Origin of the sequence: Rhizobium sp. BG4 (assembly GCF_016864575.1) — a bacterium.
Taxonomy (GTDB): domain Bacteria; phylum Pseudomonadota; class Alphaproteobacteria; order Rhizobiales; family Rhizobiaceae; genus Rhizobium.
In genome coordinates this window covers 2,877,979-2,894,682 of the sequence record NZ_CP044125.1, presented here as the reverse complement: position 1 = coordinate 2,894,682, position 16,704 = coordinate 2,877,979, and the positions used below count along the sequence as shown (strand labels likewise).

Sequence of the window (16,704 nt, the reverse complement as noted above, 5' to 3'; positions counted from 1 at the left end):
GGAACAACTGATAGCGTGCATCGTTTTCTCCCCGCAAACCGAGCTAAGGAGAAACGAAAATGTACAAGATCCTACTTGTGTCCAGCGCGCTGGCGCTGTCGTCCCTGGCCACGAATGCGCTGGCTGATGGTGCTGTGACCGGCGCTGCCGGTGGCGCCGTGACGGGTGCAATTGTCGGCGGCCCGGTGGGCGCTGCCGTGGGTGGTGTCGCCGGCGCCGTTGCCGGTGCCGTGATCGATCCGCCGCCGCGCGAGGTCGTCACCTATGTCGAGGCCCAGCCCGCCCCGCCGCAGGCCGTGGTCGTCCAGCAGCCGATCGTCGTCGGCAAGCCGCTTCCGGCCGAAGTGCAGGTCATGCCGGTGCCGGAAAACCCGAAATATGCCTACACGGTGGTCAACAACCAGCGTGTGATCGTCGAGCCGCAGACGCACCGCGTCGTGCAGGTCATCCAGTAACGATCCCGGCTGCAGGCAACGCTCCAGACCCCGCCTCGGCGGGGTCTTTTCGTTTGCGGAGATGCAGGCGAAAAGCGAGGCGGCGAAGAAGCGAAAGACGCGGCGGCGCGGGTAGCACCGGCAGATCGTCTACCGGGATGCGATCGCCATAGAGCTTGCCCTGATCGAGCGAGACGATGCTGAGTGCCGAGAGCATGGAAACCTCCCCTGATGGTGAGATCATCCTGCGGCAGCGCGGCGCGCGGGTCCTTAAACCGCGTGTGAAAACTTCCTAAAAGATACAAGAAACCCGGCTATTCCGCCAGCAGCCCGGCAAGCGCCAGGCCTTCCAGCACGATGGCGAACCGGCTCGGGTCCTTCGCAGGCTGCCCCGCCCGGATACTGGCGAGCGAGACGCCGGGCGCGATCCGGCGCAGGCTTTCGAGATGGCGCTGCGCCTCGCCGAGCTCGCCGCGATGGGCATGGGCTGAGATCAGCATCCAATAGGTGGCATCGAAATGAGCATTCAGCGCCAGGGATCGCGTCGCCCAGGAGATCGCTGCCTCGAAATCCCGCTTAAACAGCGCCGCCATGGCAAGCCCCGTCAGCGAGAAGCGGGCATCGGCATCGCGCGGGCCGAGGGCCACGGCGCGCTGCAGACGCTCGACGCCAATGCCGATATCGCCGCAATGAAGCAGGGCGATGCCCGAGGCGGCAGCGACCATCAAGTCATTGGGATTGGCGGCGAAAGCCGCCTCCAGCACGGCGACGCCACCCTCGTAATCCCGCCCCGCCTGCAGCAGCGCCATGCCGCAATGGGTCATCACCCGGGGATCGCCGGCGCAATGCTGCAGAGCGCGGCGCGCCAGCTCGACGCTCTCGGCCGCATCATCTGTGATAAAGGGCGCCCAGCCCATCGCGTGCCGATGTTCCAGCACCCAGGCAGCGTGGGAAAGAAGCATCGCATTGTCCGGCTCGATCGTCAGCGCCTGCTGCAACAGCGTATGGGCGGCCGCATTGCCCTCCATCGACTCGTCATGAAGGGCGGCAAGTGCCCTCAGATAAAGATCGTAGACGGCGACGCTCTGCGGCCGCTCGCGGCGGGAGCGCTGCATCTCGGCAATCTCGATCGACGGCTCGACGGTGGAGGCGACGCGCTCGGTGATCAGATCCTGGAAACCGAAGATATGGCCGATGACATCCTCGAAGCGCTCGGCCCAGAGATGCCCCGCCGTGACGCCATCGATGAGCTGGACATCGAGGCGGATACGCTCGCCGTCGCGCCTGACGCTGCCTTCGAGCAGATAGCGGACGCCAAGCTCAGACGCCGCCTGGCGGATATCGACGGTCCGACCCTTATAGGCAAAGGAAGAACTGCGCGACACGACCGAGAAGGAGCGGAACCGCGCCAGCGCCGTGATGATCTCGGCCGCCAGGCCATCGGCGAAATAATCCTGCTCGGCGCCGGCGCCGAGATTGACGAAAGGCAGGACGGCAACGGCGGGCGGATGCGGATCATCGGCGGCAACGGCACTTTCCAGCGCCAGCCGGTAGCCGAGCCGCGGGATGGTGACGATCCACTCGCTGCCATCGCCCCGCTTGCCGAGCGCCTTGCGCAGCGCCGCGATCTGCACCGTCAGATTGCCCTCTTCGACGGCGAGACCCGGCCAGCCGCATTCCATCAGCGCGGCCTTGGAGACGGCCTTGCCCTCCTCCGCCGCAAGTGCCGCCAGCAGGAGAGCGCTCTTCCGGCCGATCGCCATGGGCTTGCCCTCCCGCGCCAGATCACCCGTCGCGACATCGATGCGGAATGGACCGAAGGAGACAACCGGCTTGCCCATGCGCCACAATAGCGCGGAACCGGGTGGCGGGAGAAACGGATTCAGCCGGGGGGATGCAGGGGCCGCAGCAGCAGGGCTGCGGCCCCCGAAGATCACACCTTCAGCTCGCGCCGCTCCCGCTCGGTAACGACCGAGAGGTCAATCACCTTCTGCAGGTTGGCGGCATGGCGGAAGTTCGGATCGGGCTGAACGCCTGTCATCACCGCTTCCGCGAAGCGCTGGTAGTTGGTCGGCACGGCGGGAACCTCGATATCGCTCCAGGTCGCCGTCTCCACATCGTCTCCAAGGCAGCCGCGCAGCGACGAACCGTTGGGATTGTGGTTCACCTCCAGGCTGCCGCGCTCGCCATAGATGCGCAGTTTCAGCTCGTTCAGATGCCCGGTCGCCCAGCGGCTGGCATGGACGACGCCGAGCGCACCATTGGCGAAATCGACCGACATGGTGAAGCTGTCATTGGCATCCAGCATATATTCGCCGATCTGGCCGCCCGGCGCCTTGTTGAAGGTCTTCAGGCGGGCAAAGACATGGTCGATATCGGTCGCCGCGCCATAGGCCGCGAAGTCGAGAATATGGATGCCGACATCGCCGAGCACGCCATTCGAGCCGTGGCCGGTCGACAGGCGCCAGAGCCAGGTCGATTCCGTGCGCCAGTCGCCCCAGGCGCGCGACACGAGCCAGCTCTGCAGATAGGAGGCTTCCACATGCTTGATCGTGCCGAGCTCGCCCGACAGCACCATTTCGCGGGCGCGCTGCAGCGGCGCGACATTGCGATAGGTGAGGTTCACCATGTTGATGACGCCGGCCGCCTCAGCAGCTTCCGTCATCTCCAGCGCCTTCGGATAATTCTCCGCCAGCGGCTTTTCGCAGAAGACGTGCTTGCCCGCCGCAATCAGCGCCATGGTCGTCGGGTGGTGGATCCTGTCAGGCGTGACATTGGTCGCCGCGTCGAATTCGCCCCAGGCGATCGCCTCGTCGAGGGTCAGGAAACGCTTTTCGATGTTGAACTTGTCGGCAAAGGCCGCAACGCGGACGGTGTCGGTATCGACAGCGCCGACCACTTCCACGCCGTCAATGCGGGTGAAGTGGTCGAGCTGGTTCTTCGCCATCACGCCCGTTCCGAGAACGAGTAGTCGCATGGATGCTCCTCAGCGGTAACCGGCTTCGCCGGCCTGGTGCAATCTTGGGCCGCGTTCTTCGATCGGCTCCAGTGCCTTCTCAACCGGCACATTTGGAGCATCATGGATCGCAGTCAACGCGCCGGCCGGGTTATGGGCCCATTTAACGCCGTTGATAAGCACCTTCTTGACGTTGGCATCGTGATAGGTCGGGTAGGTTTCGTGGCCCGGGCGGAAATAGAAGATGTTGCCGGCGCCGCGGCGCCAGGTCATGCCCGAGCGGAACACTTCGCCACCCTGGAACCAGGAGATGAACACCGTTTCCAGCGGCTCGGGGACCGAGAACTGCTCGCCATACATCTCTTCGTTCTCGAGCACGAAATTCTCGTCGAGACCGGCAGCGATCGGATGGCGCGGATTGATGACCCAGAGCCGCTCGCGCTCGCCCGCCTCACGCCATTTCAGCGCGCAGGGCGTGCCCATCAGCCGCTTGAAGATCTTCGAGAAATGGCCGGAATGCAGCACGATCAGGCCCATGCCTTCCCAGACGCGCTTGGCAACGCGCTCGACGATCTCGTCGGAAACGGCCCCGTGATCCTTGTGGCCCCACCAGAGCAGCACGTCGGTCTCGTCGAGGCGCGATTGCGGCAGGCCATGCTCGGCTTCCTGCAGCGTTGCAGTCGTCGCATTGATGCCGGGGTCGCTGTTCAGCGCCTTGGCAATCGTCGTGTGCATGCCCTCCGGGTAGATCCCCCTGACGATCTCGTTGGTATTCTCGTGAATATTCTCTCCCCAGACGACGGTACGAATGGCCATGCTGGTGCTCCTCTAGGCTTTCGGGGTTGTCAAAACTGGCAGGCCGAGAAGAATTCAAAGCGCTTTGGGAAAATGCTCAAAACTGCGCCGTGCCTCCTCCAAGTCACAAGAAGACATAGACCTTTGGCCGCAATTTGACAAAGGGGAAAATTCCGCGCGGCGATGCGGCGCAGGAATACGCACAAACCCTAATGAAATCAGTGCGAAACGGATTTCGAGAACAGATTGACGACGAGCACGCCGGTGATGATGAGGCCAAGGCCGATCATCGCCGGAAGGTCGAGGCGCTGCTTGAAACAGATGAGCCCGACGGCCGAAATCAGCACGATTCCCAAAGCGCTCCAAATCGCATAGGCGATGCCGACGGGGATCGATTTCAACGTCAGCGACAGCACATAGAAGGCCGCTGCATAGCAGACGACGACCACGGCGGCCGGCAGCAGCCGCGTGAACTGCTGCGACATCTGCAGCGCCGTCGTGCCGATGACTTCGAGCACGATCGCGAGGAAAAGCAGCGCATAGACGGCAGCCGGGTTCATGGTCTTCAATCCTGGAATTATCGCTTGGTCAGTTCGCCGAGGCGCGCAATCAGCGCCCGGCGCTCGGCAGGGCCGAGATCATGGCTCTCCGTCGTATCCGAAAGCCAGAGCCCATCCGCCGCAAAGCGGACGATCTGCGCATCGACGGAGGAGTCGGTGCCGACATATTCATCGGCCCGCGCCTGCACCCATTCGCGCCAGCGCTGGCGAAGCCGCGGCTCGGCGAGCATGGCGATCGTCACCTGCGCCCAATGGCGCGAGTCCTCACGGTCGTCCTGGATATCGGCGACAGCCAGCAGGTAGGCGCGGGTGAAGCGGCCATGCGAGACCGGATCGACCCGCATCCGCTCTTCGATATCGGCATCGAAACGCTCGAGCAGGCTCTCGAACAGCGCATCGAGCAGCGCATTCTTCGTCGGGAAGTGATGCAGCAGCCCGCCCTTGCTGACGCCGGACGCGCCGGAGACCGCATCGAGCGTCACCGACGCCATGCCATTCTCCGTCGCCAGACGCGCGGCGACATCCAGCAGCTGCCGGCGAACGAGTTCGGGTTGTTTCTTGCGGTGATGTGCGAGTGCCATGATCACTAAAAATACCGGCTGGACGGTTTTGTCAATCGAAATCGGGAGAAGCGCCTGCAGCTGCGGGCATTTGGACGAATTGCCGCGCCTTGGAGTCGCCAGGTTGCGCTCGCCGCCTGTCCGTTGCATGACAGATGCGGGGTATAAAGGGATGGTTCAGTGGCTGAAGAGGCAATCACGCTCTATCAGGCGATCGGTGGCGACGACACGGTAAAGGCGCTGTCGCACCGCTTCTACGAGCTGATGGATACGCTGCCGGAGGCAAGGCATGTGCGGGCCGTTCACCCGCCGAGCCTCACGGGCAGCGAAGAGAAATTCTACGAATATCTGACCGGCTATCTCGGCGGGCCGCCGCTCTATACCGACAAGCGCGGCCATCCGCGCCTGCGCAGCCGGCATTTCGTCGCGGAGATCGGCCCGGTCGAGCGCGACGAATGGCTGCTCTGCTTCCGCCAGGCGATGGATGAGACGATCGCCAATCCGAAGCTCCGCGAGATCATCTGGCCGCCGATCGAACGGCTCGCTTTCCACATGCAGAACAAGGAATAGAGCGCATGCTCGACAATCACCGCATCGCGCCCCTCTTCTTCCTGTTCGCCGGTCTCTTCGGCGTCGCCGGCGTCGGCCTTGCCGCCGTCGCCGCCCACGGTGGCGGCGACGCCAGCCTCGCCGCCTCGGCCTCCGCCATGTGCCTCGCCCACGCGCCCGCCCTGCTCGGCCTGGCGCTCGCAGGCGAGAAACTGAAAACCGCCTTGCTGGCCGGTTTGCTGATGATCATCGGCACCGCGCTCTTTTCCGGCGACCTCGTCTCGCTGCGTTTCGCCGGACACGGCCTTTTCCCCTATGCGGCGCCAACAGGCGGCTGGGCGATGATGCTCGGCTGGCTCGCGATCGCCATCGGCGGCTTCCTGCGCCGCCCGGCCCGATGACCGCCACGACGATCCGCCCGGCCCGCGAGGGCGAGCTCGAAACGCTGCGCGCCATCGAGATGGACGCCGCAGGCGCGCTGATCGACGCCGGCGTCCCCTTCCCGGGCGAACCGCATCCGCTCTCGCTGGATCAGCTCGGCGCTTATCTGGCGGATGACCTGCTGCTCGTTGCAGCGGACGGCGATGACGTGGCGGTTGGCTTCCTTGCAGCAGAGGAGATCGACGGCATGCTCTATATCGCCGAGGTCGACGTGATCAGGCACCTCCACGGCAACGGCATCGGCCGGTCGCTGATGCTGGCAGCGATCGATATTGCGCGGGCACGCGGGCTGTCGGCGGCGATGCTGACGACGGACCGCTTTGTCGTGTTCAATTATCGGTTCTACCGGTCGATGGGGTTTGAGGAACCGGCTGATATGCCGGTAAGTTTGCGGGCGATCCTGGAGGGTGAGATCGCCAACGGCATGGATGCCGGGCGGCGTGTGGGGATGGTGTTGAGGCTTTGAGGGTGGCGGGCGGATAGTCTCGAGCCCGGAGCCCCCTCACCCTAGCCCTCTCCCCGTTGGGGAGAGCGACTGTCTTCTGCGTCAAGCGTCTTGCCATGGTTTGTTGTCCCTGATGATGGCGTTGAGGATGGTGAGGAGCTTTCGCATGGTTGCGACGATAGCGACGATCTTCGGCTTGCCTTGTGCGACGAGGCGATCGCGGAAGGTTCTGAGGGCGGGATTGTAGCGGCTGGCGACCAGAGCCGCCATGAACAGCACCGCACGCACCTTGCCCCTGCCGCCGCCGATGAAGCTCTTGCCCTTCCACTTGCCCGATTGCCGCGTCCAGGGCGCAAGGCCTGCCAGCGACGCGATCTGGCGACGGTCGAGACTGCCGAGCTCTGGCATCTCGGCCAGCAGCGTGCGCGCGGTTGCCGGCCCGACGCCCGGCACCGATGTCAGCAGCGCTTCGCGCACCCGCCAGACAGGCGACTTGCGGATATGGCCGTCCATATCGGCGTCGATGCTGGCAAGCTCGCGCCTGAGTGCGGCGAGCAGGCGCTGGATACTCTTCTGCGCCTGCCTGTCGCGCACCATGCGCGCCCGGTTCTCTTCCGCCACGATCATCTGCACGATCTGCTGCCTGCGGCTGACGAGAGCCGACAGAGCTTGCGTCTCAGCATCACGTAGCGGCCGGATAGCGGGCTTGGTCGCCGCAACGAAGGCGGCAATGACGGCCGCATCGATCGGATCGGTCTTGGCCCGGCGGCCGATCGCCTGCGCGTAGGCACGCACTTGAGTAGGGTTGACGACAAGCACCGTCAATCCCGCCGCAGACAAGCCTGCTGTTGCCAGGGTCTCGAAACCGCCAGTCGCTTCGAGCGCGATTGCATCGGCGCCGATCGCCTTCAGGCGGCTGGTCAGTTCGCGGATGCCATCGTCGTCGTTGCCGACAGCAAAAGCCTCGCCCTGCGGCCAGACGGCAACGTCGAGCCGCTCCTTCGAAACGTCGATACCGATGATCCTATCCATCTGATCCCATCCTTGCCTAATCGGGCTTTGCTTTCGCAAGCGGCCCTGGCGACTGTTCGGGTTCAATGGAACGGCGGGCGAGGACCCGTGCTCTCCCGCGGGCTTGGTGTCCCAGAGGGCCTCGGTCTCTCGCTCGCCACCGCTGAAGCCATCAAAGCCTCAAAGCCGGCGTTTGGGAAGTTACAAGGGGACGATGGCGATTGGGGCTGGGCTTCCGCGCCTTCGCCAGCACGGTCAACGCCGCAAAACGCGCTACCCCTCCCATCTCACCTCCAGAGCAAGACGGTCGAGCCGGGCGGCCGCCACACATCCCTTCTCCCCTCGGGGAGAAGGTGGCGGCAGCCGGATGAGGGGCTGTTGGCTCTGAAGGCAGAGAGCCCCCAACCCACCCACCTTAGCAGTTTGAACGAAGACCGCCCCACCTCTCCTCCATCATCCCTGTGCTCGTTACAGGGATGATGGAGTTCTGGGCCGCACCCCACCCCTTCACGAATGCGCCATAAACCGGCTGAGATAGGCAAAACTCGTCTGCGCAAATTCAAACGGCCGCTTCGGGCTGTCGTGCTCGACCACCAGCGTCCGCGCCCCGTTTGCCAGCGCCAGCCGCCAGAGCGATGGCCACATCAGCGTGCCGGCGCCGACGTCGGCCCAGCCGTCCTCGTCGGCATTGGCGCCTTCGGGCGCGCGATCCTTCACATGGGCGGAGACGAGAACCTTGGCATAGCGGTGCAGCCAGTCGGCCGGGTTGACGCCGGCCCGCGAAATCCAGGCGATATCGGCCTGCCAGACGAGCGGCGTGCCGCGTGCTGCCTCGAACATCACCTCGAAGCCGTAGCGCGCCGTCGGCAGCAGCGAGAAACCCGCCATCTTGTTGTGATAGCCGATCGAAATACCGTCTGCCGCATAGCGCTCCGCGAGACGGCCGAGTTCGGCGCCGAGGCGCTGCCAGCCGCCCGTCGTCTCCGGCGGCAGGAAGGTGGCCGATTGCGGCACGAAGAGTTCCCTGATGCCGCAGGCGCGGCAGGCATCGGCAACCTGGGCCGGCTCGCTCTGCAGAAATTCGAGGCCGATATGAGCGGTGGGAGAGGTCAGGCCGTGGCGCACAAGCGCTTCGCTCAGCGCCGCTGCATCCTGCAACTGATGTCCGAGCGGCTCGACGGACTGGAAACCGGCCTTTGCGGCAGCGGAAAGCTGGGCGTCGAGCGATCCGAGTTCGCGCAGCGAGAAAAGTTGCAGGGATAGAACAGGCTTCGTCATATCATGACGATAGCACGGGCGACGGGCCAAACCATAGCGCGTCCTCGACGCCGCTCATTGCGGCCAGGGGTCGCAGAAAGACCCCGGGGGTCGCAGTGGGACTCCAGTCGTCGGCAGAACTCAGCGGTCCGGAATGCGCGCGAAGCGCAGCAGGTTGCCATGCGGATCGTGGATGAAGAACTCTTCCATGTTCCAGGGGCGCAGTTCAAGCGCGCTGAGGCGCGGTACGCCCTTGCCGGAATATTCCCGATGCAGCGCGCCGATCCGTCCGCCGCGGATATAGACGGAGCTGCGTTCGCAAAGCGAGCGGTCGTCCGTCAGCCGGAAATGCAGTTCCATCTCCTGGCGGCGGACGATCAGATAATCCGCCGTCTCGTAGGTCGCGGCAAAGCCCAGCTCATCGCGGTAGAAGGCAAGTGTCTCCGCTATATCAAGAGACGGCAGGATCGGGATGACTTCGACGCGCTGCGGATCTTCCATCGCTCAGATGCCCTCGACCACGTTGAAACCCTCGAAGACCGGCGGCCCTTTGTACATCGCCTTGCGGTCGCCGGCATTGCGATGGGCAGCGCGAAAATTCTCGGACTTCGTCCAGTTGAGGAAGTCCTCCTCGCTTTTCCACAGCGTATGCGAGGAAAACAGCGTATAGCCATCCTCCGCGTTCGCCTTGCCGCGCAGCAGCCGGAACTCGACGAAACCGGGCACCTGCGACAGGCTGGAATCGCGGTTGCGCCAGACGTCCTCGAACTCGGTTTCCGAGCCGGTGGAAACCTTGAAGCGGTTCATTGCGATATACATGCGGGCTCCTCAGCGCTTCCGGCTTTTGCGCACCGGCGCGGCGAAGGCAACGATGTTGTTGCCGTTTGCAGCCTCGCGGCCGAGCGGCTTTTCCGGCTCGACACCCGGCATCCTCGTCTCCCAATAGGGAAATTCGGTGACGTTATCCGCCTGCGCCTCGCGCTCGGCATTTTTCATCAGCAGGTCGTAGAGCTCGGGCACAAGGCCGTCGCCATTCTGTGCGGCGAGCTTGTGCAAGCCGATCATCATAAAGCCCTCTGGGCGCTGGTCTTTCATCGGGAATTGTCTCGTTCGTTCATCGTGTTCAAGGCCCGCTCGAGGCTGGACTTGCTGCCGCTGCGCAGCGGAATGAAGGCCTTGCCGAATTTCTTGCAGCCGGTCTTCACGCGCACGCAGGCGTCATGGCTGATACAGTCGATCGGGCAGAACACGCAGTCGACGGAGGGAAGAACGGTATCGATGCGGGAAACCGCTTCGCGCAAGCCGCCATCATGATGGATGAGCTCGGCGCCGAAGCTGCTGGCGATCTCGCGAAGATGTGCCACCTGGCAATCCCGGCCGCCGACATAGAGAAAACTGCGGCCATCCAATTTGGACCGTCCCGACGGCTGCGCCTCGGCTGCCGCATCCGCGCTGACGCGGATTTCCCGGTTGGATCCCTTCTTCGCCTTCCGAGCCATTTACCACCCGTTCGCTCGTTGATCGTCACACGATTCCAGTGTGCAAGCGGGACCTTATTAAACTTGATTTTTAGAGTAAAGTATAAAGTTGACTCTTTTGATCATATTTATTTCAGCGGCCGGTGACCTGGACTTCCTGGGTAAAGGTCCAGCTCGGCTTGCCCCATTCGGACGGCAGCGGCGGGAACGGAGACGCCCGCTGAACGCCAGAGACAACCGCCTGATCGAGCTCGGGAATACCGGAGCTGCGGGCAACCGAAAGGCCGGTCAGCGAGCCGTCGCCGCCGATCGTCAACCTTACGCGAACATTCATCGAGGCGCTCATGCGCTTGTATTCCGACGGCACCCTCACGGCGCGGCGGATGCGCGACTGCACCTTGCCCGGATAGTTGGCGACGGCAGCGCTGCCTGCCCCGCCGGAGCTACCGGCCGAACGCGAATTCTGGTCGGAATTGGCCGTTTCCTGTCCGTCATTGGCACCGCGGCGCGAGTCCTGCTTGTTCTCGCCCTGCGAACCGGCAACCTTTTTCACCACCTTCTTCGGCGGCTCTTTCTTCTCGGCCTTCGGCTTCTCCACCGGCGGCACCGCCTTGGGCTTCGGCGTCGGGGTCGGCGCTTCCTCGGGCTGGATAGCCTCCGGCACAGCTTGCGCCACCTCCGTCCGCTCCACGGGCTTCACCTCTTCCGGCACTTCGGTCGCCATCGGCTGGACGACGGATGTTTCGGCCGGAACGTTGGAGGTCAGCACTTCGGGCTCGGCAGCAGTCACCGTCTCCGGCGAAACGCGGGTTACCTCCTGTGTCGGCTGTACCGGCTGGGCCTCCACCGTTTCCGTGGGCTGCACCTCAGTCGGCTGCACTTCCGTTGGCTGAACCGTCTCCGGCTGCACGCTTTCCGCCACCACTTCCTCGGGCTGCGGCTCGACCTGCAGGTCGGGATCACCAGCCGAGGCCTGGTCGGCTTCGGAATCGCCGAGAATGATGACGCTGACGGCCTCGCCAGCCTCTTCCTCCGGCTGATGCGGCGTCACAACGAAACCAATGGCTAGCGCGGTGAAGACGATCGCATGAAATGCAAATGAGGTCAGGCAGGCCGCAACGACATTGCGCTTGACGGGCTTGACCGCCGCATCCTGCTTCTCGATCGCAGACGTATCCATTGCCGGCGCATCGGCGGCATCGGCTTTCGGTCCCTTGGCATGCTCGGGGAAGGAGCCGATCTGGGCGAAGCGGGCATAGTGGACGACGGCTTCGGCGGCGGGCTGGCGCGGTGCGTTGCGCAGCTCCGGCATTTCATGGCCGGGATGCAGGCCGGGCAGGTTGTCGTTCGACCCGCCCTCTTCCTGATCGGCAAAGAACACCTGCCGTGACTGGGATTTCGCTGAAACTACCATGTGCCTGCCCCGGCCAGTTGGAAACTGAAGCCTCGCCGGGTTCATCCCCGGCGCATTCATTACCCTTCGAAGGGAACCGAAATCTGCGACCGGGTCACCAGACCCTTCATGCATTCGCCGGCAGCCGGGCCATCGCAGACCGGCGTGTCGTTGATCAGGATGCGGGTGACGGCCTCGCACTTGACGTTCGGCATGTCGAACTGGCGCACGCGCTTCTTGCCCTGCGGCAGATCGCGGAAGTCGAGAACGGTAATCTTGTCGACGGCATTCTTGTCGTTGAAGAAGGCGAGCTCGAAGGAGATCTTGTTGACCGGGGCCGCCAGCTTGTTCAGCGCCACGAAGGTCATCATGCAGCCCTTCTGCGAGGGCGCCAGCGCATTCAGCTCGACCTCGAGAGCATTGGCGGGAGCGGCCGGAGCAGCAGCAGCGGCGTCCTGCGCGTAAGCCGGAAAAACGCTTCCCGCCGCGATCAATCCGCCTGCCACGAGCGCTGCAAAACTGCGTGCCGCCATCATCACTTCTCCATGCGATTTCGAAAACTTGAGTTGATAACTCTTCTATTGCGTCTTTAAAAAATGCTGACTATGAAAGTCAAGATAAATGTATCGGAGCCGCGGGAAAACAAGCCGCGGCACAAGCGGAAATTGCCAACCGAAATGATGGTTGAAAAGCCTGACACCTTTAAGCATGCGCCGTTCGTCAAAGACGCGGCGGAAGTGCGCACGATCGAAAGCGGAGACATCTTCCGCGGCGCGAACGAGATCATGATCCGGCATGAGGGCGTGGTCTATCGCATGAAAATTACCCGTCAGGGCAAGCTCATTCTCAATAAGTAAGGGTAGAACATGACCGAGAACACCAGACCGGCACCGGCCGAAATTCGTGCGTTTCGCGCCGAGAATCCGAAGATGCGCGAGCGCGATATCGCTGCTCAGCTGAAGATCTCCGAGGCTGCCCTCGTTGCCGCCGAAGTCGGCATTTCCGCCACCCGCATCGATGCCAGCGCCAACAAGCTTTTGGAGCGCGTCGCCAGCCTCGGCGAAGTCATGGCTCTGTCGCGCAACGAAAGCGCCGTGCACGAGAAGATCGGCTTCTACGAGAACATCACCACCGGCCAGCACAACGCCATCGTTCTCGGCGAGAATATCGACCTGCGCGTCTTCCCGAGCCGCTGGGCGCATGCCTTCGCGGTCACCAAGAAGGATGGCGATACCGAGCGCCTCAGCCTCCAGTATTTCGACAAGACCGGCAATGCGGTCCATAAGGTCCACCTGCGTCCGTCGTCCAATGTCGAGGCCTATCACGCCATCGTCGCCGAGCTGAAGCTCGAGGACCAGTCGCAAGAATTCGTCGAGCAGGAAGCAAGCTTCGGCACCGATGAAACCGGCGATGTCAGCCGCGACGAACTGCGCGACAACTGGAGCAAGCTCACCGACACCCACGAATTCTTCGGCATGCTGCGCAAGCTGAAGATCGGCCGTCAGGCGGCCGTGCGCACCGTCGGCGACGACTACGCCTGGAAGCTCGATCCCTCGGCGACGGCGGACCTGCTGCACGCCTCGGTCAAATCCGGCCTGCCGATCATGTGCTTCGTCGCCAATAACGGCATCGTCCAGATCCATTCCGGCCCGATCTTCAACGTCCAGCCGATGGGTCCGTGGATCAACATCATGGACCCGACCTTCCACCTGCATCTGCGCCAGGACCACATTGCCGAGGCCTGGGCCGTGCGCAAGCCGACCAAGGACGGCCATGTCACCTCGCTCGAAGCCTATGATGCCAAGGGCGAGATGATCATCCAGTTCTTCGGCAAGCGGAAGGAAGGCACCGACGAGCGCAGCGACTGGCGCGAGATCATCGAGAACCTGCCGCGCGCCGCAAGCGTCGCCGCATAAGGAGCATGGTGATGAAGATGCCCTCCAGCCTGCGCCGCATCCGCCTCTGGGAACTGGCGCTGACGGCGGCCGTCATGGCACTGCCGCTCATCCCGTCGCCGGTCGCCACGCCCGGCTATTCCTTCGTCCGCTCCGCCCATGCCGCCGAGCCGAAGAAGCTCGACACCTCGCGCGTCGTCTCCGTCGGCGGCGACGTCACCGAGATCATCTATGCGCTCGGCGAGGAAGGCCGCATCATCGCCCGCGACTCGACCAGCATGTATCCCGAAGCGGCAATGAAGCTGCCCGACGTCGGCTACATGCGGGCGCTCTCGCCAGAAGGCATTCTCGCCGTCAACCCGTCGGCGATCATCGCCGTCGAGGGCGCCGGCCCACCAGAAGCGCTGACCGTTCTGAAGAACGCCAGCGTTCCCTTCGAAACCGTGCCGAACACCTATGACCGCGAAGGCATCCTGAAGAAGATCGATCGCGTCGGCACCCTGCTCGGCGTCGAGGAGAAGGCCAAGGCGCTGGAAGCCAAGGTCGGCGCCGATCTCGACGCGGCGATTGCCGATGCCGAGAAGCGCCCGGAAGGTGAGCGTAAGCGCGTGCTCTTCATCCTCAGCGCCCAGGGCGGAAAGATCATGGCGTCGGGCACCGGCACGGCCGCCGACGGGATCATCAGCCTTGCAGGTGCCGTCAACGCCGTCGGCACCTTCCCGGGCTACAAGCCGCTGACCGACGAGGCGATCATCGAGGCGAAGCCCGACGTGATCCTGATGATGGACCGCGAAGGCGGCCATGCGGCAGCCAATGACGATCTCTTCAAGCAGCCAGCAATCGCACTGACGCGCGCCGCCCAGAACAAGGCGGTCATCCGCATGGACGGCCTGCACCTTCTCGGCTTCGGCCCGCGCACGGCAAGCGCGGTGCGCGAACTGAACGCCGCGATCTACGGCGGCTGACATGGCAATGCAGGATGCGATGGCGGGTGAAAGACGCTCCCTCTTCTCGATCACGGCGCTGCGCGAGCGGCAACAGGCGGGCGATCGCGCCCGCCTTGCGGTCCTGGTCATCGCCCTGCTCGTCGTCGGCTCGGTCTTCTCGCTGCTGTTTTCCGTCACCACAGGCGCGTCCGACGCATCGATGTTCGATGTCATCGCCAATCTCGGCGGCCAGGCCGATGCGCTGACCATGCGCGACCGGATCATCATCTTCGATATCCGCATGCCGCGTGCCATTCTCGGCTTCCTGGTCGGCGGCTCGCTCGCCGTCTCCGGCGCGGTGATGCAGGGCCTGTTCCGCAATCCGCTCGCCGATCCCGGTCTCGTCGGCGTCTCCTCGGGGGCCGGTTTCGGTGCCGTCGTCATGATCGTGCTCGGCGGCGGCATCGCCATGCCGCTGTTCAATCTGCTCGGCATCTATGCCCTGCCGCTCGCAGCCTTCGGCGGCGGTCTCGCCACCACGCTGCTGCTCTACAGGGTCGCCACCAGCAACGGCCAGACCTCGATCGGCACCATGCTGCTCGCAGGCATCGCGCTCGGCGCTCTCACGGGCGCCCTGACCGGCCTTCTGACCTATATGGCGAACGACCAGCAGCTGCGCGATCTCACCTTCTGGGGCATGGGCTCGCTCTCGGGCGCCACCTGGATGAAGATCGCGGCGGCAGCGCCGATCATCCTCCTCTCCTTCGTCGTCCTCCCCTTCATGGCCCGCGGCCTGAACGCCATCACCCTTGGCGAGGCCGCCGCCTTCCACATGGGCGTACCGGTTCAGCGGCTGAAGAATATCGCCATCGTCACCGTCGCGGCAGCCACCGGCGCCTCGGTTGCCGTCAGCGGCGGCATCGGCTTCGTCGGCATCGTCGTGCCGCATGTGCTGAGGATGGTGATCGGTCCGGATCACCGCTACCTGCTACCCGCTTCCGCCCTGCTCGGCGGTTCGCTGCTGATCTTTGCCGACGTCTTGGCGCGCACCATCGTTGCCCCGGCCGAACTGCCGATCGGCATCATCACCGCGGCTGTCGGCGGTCCCTTCTTCCTGTGGATCCTGCTGCGCCAGCGCTCGCGGCTTGCCCTCTGAGAACGCATCCATGATCGAGCTTTCCAATGTTTCCGTCGATCTGTCGGGCAAGACCATCGTCCACGGCGTCAGCTTCACGGCCCGTGCCGGCGAGCTGACGGCAATCGCTGGTCCCAACGGCTCCGGCAAGACGACGACGATGAAAGCCGTCTCCGGCGAGCTTGCCGCCAGGGGGTCGGTGAAGATCAACGGCGCCGAAGTGCGCGACATGGCGCCCTGGAAGCTCGCCGCCATCCGCGGGGTCCTTCCGCAGGCAAGCGCCATCTCCTTCCCCTTCACCGTCCGCGAAATCGTCCGCATGGGCCTGACCACGGGCGTCAATCTTCATCCCGAAAAAGCCGAGGAAACTGCGGCCCGCGCCCTTGGCGCCGTCGATCTGCACGGTTTCGAGGGCCGCTACTATCAGGAACTCTCGGGCGGCGAGCAGCAGCGCGTTCAGCTCGCCCGCGTCCTCTGCCAGATCGCCGAGCCGGTCGCGCACGGCAAGCCCTGCTGGCTGCTGCTCGACGAGCCGGTCTCCAGCCTCGACATCAGCCACCAGCTGACGATCATGCGGCTTGCGCGCCAGTTCTGCGAAGCCGGCGGCGGCGTCATCGCCGTCATGCACGATCTCAACCTGACGGCCCTCTTTGCCGATCAGATCGTGCTGATGAAATCCGGGCGGCTGGCGGCGGCCGGCAGCGTCCGAGACGTGCTGACGGACGACAACATGCGCTCCGTCTTCGGCTGCGCGCTGCGCATCAACCAGGTGCCGGCTGATGGCACGCCGTTCGTGCTGGCGCATAGCGCTCTCTGAGCTCCTGCAGGGAACCTTTCCGCGCCATTCGCGTTCTCCGTGTCGATGATTT

General features: G+C 64.1%; 23 protein-coding genes. 9 read left to right on the top strand and 14 right to left on the bottom strand.

The window, feature by feature from the left end; translation table 11 throughout:
* Positions 1-59: 59 nt before the first annotated feature.
* Positions 60-455, top strand: a complete 396-nt coding sequence (locus F2982_RS14550) for a DUF1236 domain-containing protein (protein WP_112711361.1) — start codon at positions 60-62, stop codon at positions 453-455.
* Here F2982_RS14550 and F2982_RS14545 read toward each other — a convergent pair.
* The 6 genes from F2982_RS14545 to F2982_RS14520 all read right to left on the bottom strand — a co-directional run bounded on the left by F2982_RS14545 (position 445) and on the right by F2982_RS14520 (position 5,326).
* A complete protein-coding gene (locus tag F2982_RS14545; protein WP_112711362.1) occupies positions 445-651 on the bottom strand; it encodes a hypothetical protein in 207 nt (68 codons plus the stop codon). The genes F2982_RS14550 and F2982_RS14545 overlap by 11 nt on opposite strands.
* Positions 652-748: 97 nt before the next feature.
* Positions 749-2,275: a winged helix-turn-helix domain-containing protein gene (locus F2982_RS14540; protein ID WP_203428227.1), complete on the bottom strand. Its 1,527-nt coding sequence runs from the start codon at positions 2,273-2,275 to the stop codon at positions 749-751.
* Positions 2,276-2,367: 92 nt separating this feature from the next.
* Positions 2,368-3,411, bottom strand: coding sequence for a Gfo/Idh/MocA family oxidoreductase (locus F2982_RS14535; RefSeq protein ID WP_203428226.1), 1,044 nt, complete (start codon positions 3,409-3,411; stop codon positions 2,368-2,370).
* A 9-nt stretch (positions 3,412-3,420) separates the two neighbouring features.
* Positions 3,421-4,206 carry a ThuA domain-containing protein gene (locus F2982_RS14530; protein ID WP_130283894.1) on the bottom strand — a complete coding sequence of 262 codons (786 nt, stop codon included), beginning with the start codon at positions 4,204-4,206 and terminating at the stop codon, positions 3,421-3,423.
* Positions 4,207-4,403: 197 nt separating this feature from the next.
* Positions 4,404-4,745 (bottom strand): SMR family transporter, encoded by a 342-nt coding sequence (locus F2982_RS14525; RefSeq protein WP_112711462.1) that lies wholly within the window; start codon positions 4,743-4,745, stop codon positions 4,404-4,406.
* A gap of 17 nt (positions 4,746-4,762) precedes the next feature.
* Positions 4,763-5,326, bottom strand: a complete 564-nt coding sequence (locus F2982_RS14520; protein WP_112711463.1) for a TetR/AcrR family transcriptional regulator — start codon at positions 5,324-5,326, stop codon at positions 4,763-4,765.
* A gap of 159 nt (positions 5,327-5,485) precedes the next feature.
* On the opposite strand from F2982_RS14520, the gene F2982_RS14515 reads away from it, so the two are divergent.
* From F2982_RS14515 to F2982_RS14505, 3 genes are read left to right on the top strand one after another with little or no spacing between them, the layout of a single operon-like run.
* Positions 5,486-5,875, top strand: a complete 390-nt coding sequence (locus tag F2982_RS14515) for a group II truncated hemoglobin (protein WP_203428225.1) — start codon at positions 5,486-5,488, stop codon at positions 5,873-5,875.
* 5 nt (positions 5,876-5,880) lie between these two features.
* Entirely contained in the window at positions 5,881-6,255 is a 375-nt protein-coding gene (locus tag F2982_RS14510; protein ID WP_203428224.1) for a DUF423 domain-containing protein, read from the top strand.
* A complete protein-coding gene (locus F2982_RS14505; RefSeq protein WP_203428223.1) occupies positions 6,252-6,761 on the top strand; it encodes a GNAT family N-acetyltransferase in 510 nt (169 codons plus the stop codon). The genes F2982_RS14510 and F2982_RS14505 overlap by 4 nt, the downstream gene beginning before the upstream one ends.
* Before the next feature lie 81 nt (positions 6,762-6,842).
* Here the strand turns inward: F2982_RS14505 and F2982_RS14500 are convergent, their stop codons facing one another.
* The 8 genes from F2982_RS14500 to F2982_RS14465 form a co-directional block, all read right to left on the bottom strand.
* On the bottom strand, positions 6,843-7,772 hold the full coding sequence (locus F2982_RS14500) for an IS110 family transposase (RefSeq protein ID WP_203428144.1): 930 nt from the start codon (positions 7,770-7,772) through the stop codon (positions 6,843-6,845).
* 486 nt (positions 7,773-8,258) lie between these two features.
* The gene (locus F2982_RS14495; protein WP_203428222.1) at positions 8,259-9,029 is read right to left on the bottom strand and encodes a sugar phosphate isomerase/epimerase; all 771 of its coding nucleotides are present in this window, start codon (positions 9,027-9,029) and stop codon (positions 8,259-8,261) included.
* 120 nt (positions 9,030-9,149) lie between these two features.
* Entirely contained in the window at positions 9,150-9,509 is a 360-nt protein-coding gene (locus F2982_RS14490; RefSeq protein ID WP_203428221.1) for a VOC family protein, read from the bottom strand.
* 3 nt (positions 9,510-9,512) lie between these two features.
* Complete coding sequence (locus F2982_RS14485; protein WP_203428220.1) at positions 9,513-9,827, bottom strand: antibiotic biosynthesis monooxygenase; 315 nt, start codon at positions 9,825-9,827, stop codon at positions 9,513-9,515.
* Between the two features lie 9 nt (positions 9,828-9,836).
* The gene (locus tag F2982_RS14480; protein ID WP_112711374.1) at positions 9,837-10,103 is read right to left on the bottom strand and encodes a hypothetical protein; all 267 of its coding nucleotides are present in this window, start codon (positions 10,101-10,103) and stop codon (positions 9,837-9,839) included.
* Entirely contained in the window at positions 10,100-10,507 is a 408-nt protein-coding gene (locus F2982_RS14475; protein WP_112711375.1) for a DUF2325 domain-containing protein, read from the bottom strand. The genes F2982_RS14480 and F2982_RS14475 overlap by 4 nt, the downstream gene beginning before the upstream one ends.
* A gap of 112 nt (positions 10,508-10,619) precedes the next feature.
* Entirely contained in the window at positions 10,620-11,900 is a 1,281-nt protein-coding gene (locus tag F2982_RS14470) for an energy transducer TonB (RefSeq protein ID WP_203428219.1), read from the bottom strand.
* Positions 11,901-11,959: 59 nt separating this feature from the next.
* Positions 11,960-12,412, bottom strand: a complete 453-nt coding sequence (locus F2982_RS14465) for a hypothetical protein (RefSeq protein ID WP_112711377.1) — start codon at positions 12,410-12,412, stop codon at positions 11,960-11,962.
* 144 nt (positions 12,413-12,556) lie between these two features.
* Between F2982_RS14465 and F2982_RS14460 the strand changes: the two genes are divergently transcribed.
* The 5 genes from F2982_RS14460 to F2982_RS14440 are packed head-to-tail and all read left to right on the top strand — an operon-like array spanning position 12,557 to position 16,652.
* On the top strand, positions 12,557-12,736 hold the full coding sequence (locus tag F2982_RS14460) for a hemin uptake protein HemP (protein ID WP_112711378.1): 180 nt from the start codon (positions 12,557-12,559) through the stop codon (positions 12,734-12,736).
* 9 nt (positions 12,737-12,745) lie between these two features.
* Positions 12,746-13,795 carry a ChuX/HutX family heme-like substrate-binding protein gene (locus F2982_RS14455; RefSeq protein ID WP_203428218.1) on the top strand — a complete coding sequence of 350 codons (1,050 nt, stop codon included), beginning with the start codon at positions 12,746-12,748 and terminating at the stop codon, positions 13,793-13,795.
* A gap of 11 nt (positions 13,796-13,806) precedes the next feature.
* Positions 13,807-14,739 (top strand): hemin ABC transporter substrate-binding protein, encoded by a 933-nt coding sequence (locus tag F2982_RS14450; protein ID WP_203428217.1) that lies wholly within the window; start codon positions 13,807-13,809, stop codon positions 14,737-14,739.
* A gap of 1 nt (position 14,740) precedes the next feature.
* A complete protein-coding gene (locus F2982_RS14445; protein ID WP_203428216.1) occupies positions 14,741-15,856 on the top strand; it encodes an iron ABC transporter permease in 1,116 nt (371 codons plus the stop codon).
* Between the two features lie 10 nt (positions 15,857-15,866).
* Complete coding sequence (locus F2982_RS14440) at positions 15,867-16,652, top strand: heme ABC transporter ATP-binding protein (protein ID WP_203428215.1); 786 nt, start codon at positions 15,867-15,869, stop codon at positions 16,650-16,652.
* Positions 16,653-16,704 lie beyond the last annotated feature (52 nt).